The organism is Pantoea sp. CTOTU49201, from assembly GCF_032054795.1.
Classification (GTDB): Bacteria; Pseudomonadota; Gammaproteobacteria; order Enterobacterales; family Enterobacteriaceae; genus Pantoea; species Pantoea symbiotica.
The window spans coordinates 1-4,788 of the sequence record NZ_DAMBSA010000365.1; the positions used below are offsets into that span (position 1 = coordinate 1).

A 4,788-nucleotide genomic window follows, 5' to 3' on the forward strand; every position below is an offset into this window, starting at 1 on the left:
GGGAGAGGGAACAGATCGTGCCCCTACCAACTCCCTCTCCCGCTTGCGGGAGAGGGCTGGGGTGAGGGCCAGCGCGCACCATCCACTCAAATCTGCGGCTTATACGCATTCACCATCCACGGCACGCCGAACTTATCGGTCAACATGCCAAAGCCATTGGCCCAGAACGTCGGTGCCCAGCTTTTCGTCACTTCACCGCCCGCTGACAACGCCTCAAACCAACGCTTGCCTTGCGCCTCATCCGGCGTGGATAAACTCACGGCAAAACCGCCATACGCCGCCTGCGGTGCGCCGTCGCTCATCATAATTTCGCCCTGCCCGATGCGCAGATGGGCATGCATAATCTGCTCAGGCGAAAAGCTCACGCCCGAGATACAACCTTCGTCCTCAACCGGCGTTTCATCCGGCATATCACCAAAGGTCATCTTGAACAGCAGCTCGCCATCGGTGGCGTCGAGGTAGAAGGCAATCGCCTCTTCGCAGCGACCGCTGTAAAACACATACGGGGTAACTTGCATGGTCTGTACTCCATAAAGGGAACGTCCACTGCAAGTGTAGTGCGCATTATTTATACCGTTGCGAGCCAGGCCGCACTCTTACCTTTGCTGACAGTAGCGCCGAAACAGCTGCGCCATATAGGCGCTCATCGGCGTCAGCGCGGTGTCTTTGCGCTGGATAAGATAGAAAGTGGCTTTCGGTAAAGGTTCGTCAAGTTCGAGGGAGATCAGCTGGCCGCCGTGCGTCGGGTCTTCAATCACATCGCGCGAAATAATGCTGACGAAATCGCTCTGCGCCACCAGGCTGGTGCAGGCCATAAAGGTCTCGCAGGTAACAACGATTTTCGGCGCCATGCCGCGTTCGCCAAACAGATCGTGCAGCAGCCGATAATAGCTGCCCTGCGGCGTCGGCATAGTCCAGTCGCAATGCTGCAGCTCAGCCAGCGTGCGCGCGTGCGCCATCGGATGTCCTTTGCGCATCACCACCTGATAATCACGCTCCATCAGCCGTTCAAACACCAATTCCTGATCGAGGTGATTTTTATCGTAGGTATTAATGGTGAAATCCAGTTCGCCCTGGCGCAGTTCATGCACCATCGAAACCAGCTGGCCTTCAACAATTCGCACCTTAACCAGCGGATACTCGCGATGAAATTGATTGATCACCTGCGGCATAACGGTGCGCGCAATACTGCCGCCCACGCCAATATTGACGCGCCCGCCAGCCAATCCCAGCCGCTGCTGAATATCTTCCTGCGTTACACGCAACTCTTCCAGTATCAGGCTGGCATGCTTAAAAAAGTTATCACCGATATCGGTCAGCGTAACGCCCTGCTGTCGCCGCTCGAACAGGCGCGCGCCCAGCGCCAGCTCCAGTTCCTGAATCGCTTTGGTCAGCGCAGGCTGTGAAAGCCCGGACAAGCGGCTGGCGGCGCGGATGCTGCCCTGACGCGCCACGTCAACAAAGGCGCGCAGCTGATGAAGTTTGAGGTTCGCAGACATAGTTTGATGATAACCGTTGTTTATCAGTAGCAAGATATTCGCATCTTATGCGCGGCAAAACCAATGTGTAGATTCGGATGAATGCATAAAAAACCAACACAAAGGAAATGCCGATGAAAACCCTTTCTGACCTCGTCAACGCGCGCATCCCGCAGATGCAGGCCTGGCGACGCGATCTGCACCACTTTGCCGAATCGGGCTGGCTGGAGTTCCGCACCGCCACGCTGGTGGCTGAAGAGCTGCATCGTCTTGGTTATCAACTCAAGTTGGGTCGCGAGGTGATCGATGCCGACTCGCGCATGGGATTGCCCTCTGATGAGGTGCTGGCGCAGCAGGAAGCGCGCGCGCTGGAGCAAGGCGCGCTGCCCCAATGGCTTAAGCACTTCTCCGGTGGATTTTGTGGCGTGGTCGCCACGCTGGAAACCGGTCGTCCCGGCCCGGTGATGGGTTTCCGCGTGGATATGGATGCGCTCGATCAGAACGAAAGCCGCGCTGCCGATCATCTGCCAACGCGCGAAGGCTTTGCCTCCTGCAATCCCGGCATGATGCACGCCTGCGGCCACGACGGCCACACCACCATTGGTCTGGCGCTGGCGGGCGTGTTGATGGAGATGAAAGCGCAGCTGAGCGGCACCATCAAAATCATTTTCCAGCCTGCCGAAGAAGGCGTGCGCGGGGCGAAAGCGATGGTGGCGGCGGGCGTGGTGGATGATGTCGATCTCTTCACCGCCATCCATCTCGGCACCGGCGTACCGGCCGGAGAAATCGTTTGTGGCAGCGACAGCTTCCTCGCCACCACCAAACTCGACGTCAATTTCACCGGCGTTGGCGCGCACGCCGGTGGCAAACCGGAAGAGGGTCGCAACGCCTTGCTGGCAGCGGCGCAGGCCACGCTGGCGCTGCACAATCTGCCGCAGCACAGCGGCGGTGTGGCGCGCGTTAACGTTGGCGTATTGCAAGCAGGAACCGGACGCAACGTGGTGCCCGACTGCGCGCTGATGAAGGTGGAAACGCGCGGCGTCAGCAATCAGGTTAACGACGATATCTATCAGCAGGCGCTGCGCGTGATTGCCGGTGCGGCGGCGATGTACGGCGTCGAATATGACGTCAAGCTGATGGGCGGCGCGCGCAGCTGCACGCCGAGCGCGCCGTGGGTGGAATTCATCCACCAGCAGGCCGAGGCGCTGGGCATATTCAACTCGGTGATCGATACAAAGCAGCAGGCGGCGGGCTCGGAAGATGCCACTTACATGCTGGAGCGCGTGCAGCAGCGCGGCGGCCAATCCTCCTACGTAATTTTCGGTTGCGATCTGGCGGCGGGCCATCACAACGCGAAGTTCGATTTCGACGAAGCGATCATGGCGACCGCCGTGCAAACGCTGGCAACGCTGGCCCTCAATCAAGCACAGTTTGGAGGCCTGCGATGAGCCACAGCGAATTTATCGATCACTACATCAACCAAAACCAGCCACGTTTTACCGCCCTCAGCGATGCCATCTGGGACGTGCCAGAAACCCGCTTTGAAGAGACAAAGTCTTCCGCACTGCTGGCTGATGCGCTGGAGAGGGAAGGTTTTAGCGTTGAGCGCGGCGTCGGCAACATCGACACCGCGTTTATCGCCAGCATTGGCAGCGGCAAACCGGTGATCGCCATTCTCGGCGAGTTCGATGCGCTGGCCGGTTTGAGTCAGCAATCGGGTTGCGCCACGCCGCAGCCGCTGGTGGAAAACGGCAACGGCCACGGCTGCGGACACAATCTGCTCGGCACCGCCGGTTTGGCTGCGGCCTTCGCCATCAAAGCCTGGTGGGCCGAGCACGGCCAGCGCGGCACGGTGCGCTTCTATGGCTGTCCGGGCGAAGAAGGCGGCTCCGGCAAAACCTTTATGGTACGTGAAGGCTTATTCGACGATGTTGATGCGGCCGTGACCTGGCATCCCGAAGGTTTCAGCGGCATGTTCAACCTCAGCACGCTGGCCAATATTCAGGCCGCCTTCCGCTTTAAAGGCGTAGCGGCGCACGCGGCTAACTCGCCGCATTTAGGACGCAGCGCGCTGGATGCGGTGACGCTGATGAATACCGGCGCCAACTTCCTGCGCGAGCACATCGTGCAGGAAGCGCGTCTGCACTACGCGGTGACCAATGCCGGCGGCGTCTCCCCCAATGTGGTGCAAGCCGATGCCGAAGTGCTGTATCTGATCCGCGCGCCGCAGCTCGATCAGGCGCAGGATATCTATCAGCGCGTCATCAACATCGCCAAAGGCGCGGCCCTGATGACCGACACGCAGATGACGGTGCGCTTCGATAAAGCCTGCTCCAATTACGTGCCGAATCGCGCGCTGGAAAGCGTGATGGAGCGCTATTTGCATCAGTTTGGTTTACCTGACTACAGTGAAGCGGAGCAGGCGTTTGCCGCCGAGATTCGATCCACGCTAAGCAAAGACGATCTGCGCAACGCGCGTCTCAATGCAGCGCGCACCGGCAGTGAAGCGGGCGTTGCCTGGACCGAAGCGTTAGGCGACAAGATTTTGATGGATGAAGTGGCGCCTTATGCGGTGACGCGCGAGATTCTGTACGGCTCAACCGATGTCGGCGATGTGAGTTGGGTGACGCCCACCGCGCAGTGTTTTGCGCCCTGCTTCGCCTTCGGCACGCCGCTGCACACCTGGCAGTTGGTGGCGCAGGGCCGCACATCCATTGCGCACAAAGGCATGTGTCTGGCCGCCAAAGTGATGGCCGCCACCGCGCTGACCTTGCTGCAGAATGACGAGGCGCTGGCGCGCTGCCGCGACGAGTTTGACCGCGTGCGCCGCGAGCAGCCTTACGTCTGCCCGACTCCAGCGGATGTCACGCCGTCGAAGTTGAAATAACAATGCGTTTTACCGGCGCGCACCCTGCGTCGTAGGGTCGCCATTTATGGCGACCGTCACCATGAACGCACGAAACATATCGCCATTCATGGCGACCACTGAAATACCAAAAAAATACAAAAATATAGCCCCCAACGGGCATGCAAACATAACAAGACGAGATGAGGACCTGCAATGGAAGTGACCACGGAGAACCGCAGCCCCGGAAAGCTGTTTAGCTGGATTGAACGCGTCGGCAACAAAGTGCCGAATCCATTCTTACTGTTCGTCTATTTGATTGTGGTGCTGATGGTGGCCACCGCCGTGCTCAGCAGCCTCGACGTGGCGGTGAAAAACCCGGCCAACGGCGAACTGGTGCGGGTGAACAACCTGCTGAGCGTCGCCGGGATTCAGTGGATCCTGCCCAACATCATCAAAAACTTC

5 protein-coding genes are annotated in these 4,788 nt (G+C 59.2%); 3 read left to right on the top strand and 2 right to left on the bottom strand.

All coding sequences use genetic code 11. From position 1 onward, the window contains the following. Positions 1-86 precede the first annotated feature (86 nt). Both yjdN and RTY00_RS20035 read right to left on the bottom strand, forming a co-directional pair. Positions 87-518, bottom strand: a complete 432-nt coding sequence (gene yjdN, locus RTY00_RS20030) for a VOC family metalloprotein YjdN (protein ID WP_312665769.1) — start codon at positions 516-518, stop codon at positions 87-89. Positions 519-596: 78 nt separating this feature from the next. Continuing rightward, entirely contained in the window at positions 597-1,499 is a 903-nt protein-coding gene (locus tag RTY00_RS20035) for a LysR family transcriptional regulator (RefSeq protein WP_312665771.1), read from the bottom strand. A gap of 113 nt (positions 1,500-1,612) precedes the next feature. Between RTY00_RS20035 and RTY00_RS20040 the strand changes: the two genes are divergently transcribed. From RTY00_RS20040 to RTY00_RS20050, 3 genes are all read left to right on the top strand, one after another. Continuing rightward, positions 1,613-2,926 (top strand): amidohydrolase, encoded by a 1,314-nt coding sequence (locus tag RTY00_RS20040; RefSeq protein WP_312665773.1) that lies wholly within the window; start codon positions 1,613-1,615, stop codon positions 2,924-2,926. Next, entirely contained in the window at positions 2,923-4,365 is a 1,443-nt protein-coding gene (locus RTY00_RS20045) for a M20 family metallopeptidase (RefSeq protein ID WP_312665775.1), read from the top strand. The genes RTY00_RS20040 and RTY00_RS20045 overlap by 4 nt, the downstream gene beginning before the upstream one ends. Before the next feature lie 174 nt (positions 4,366-4,539). Then, a partial coding sequence (locus RTY00_RS20050) for an AbgT family transporter (RefSeq protein WP_312665777.1) occupies positions 4,540-4,788 on the top strand: 249 nt, incomplete at its 3' end.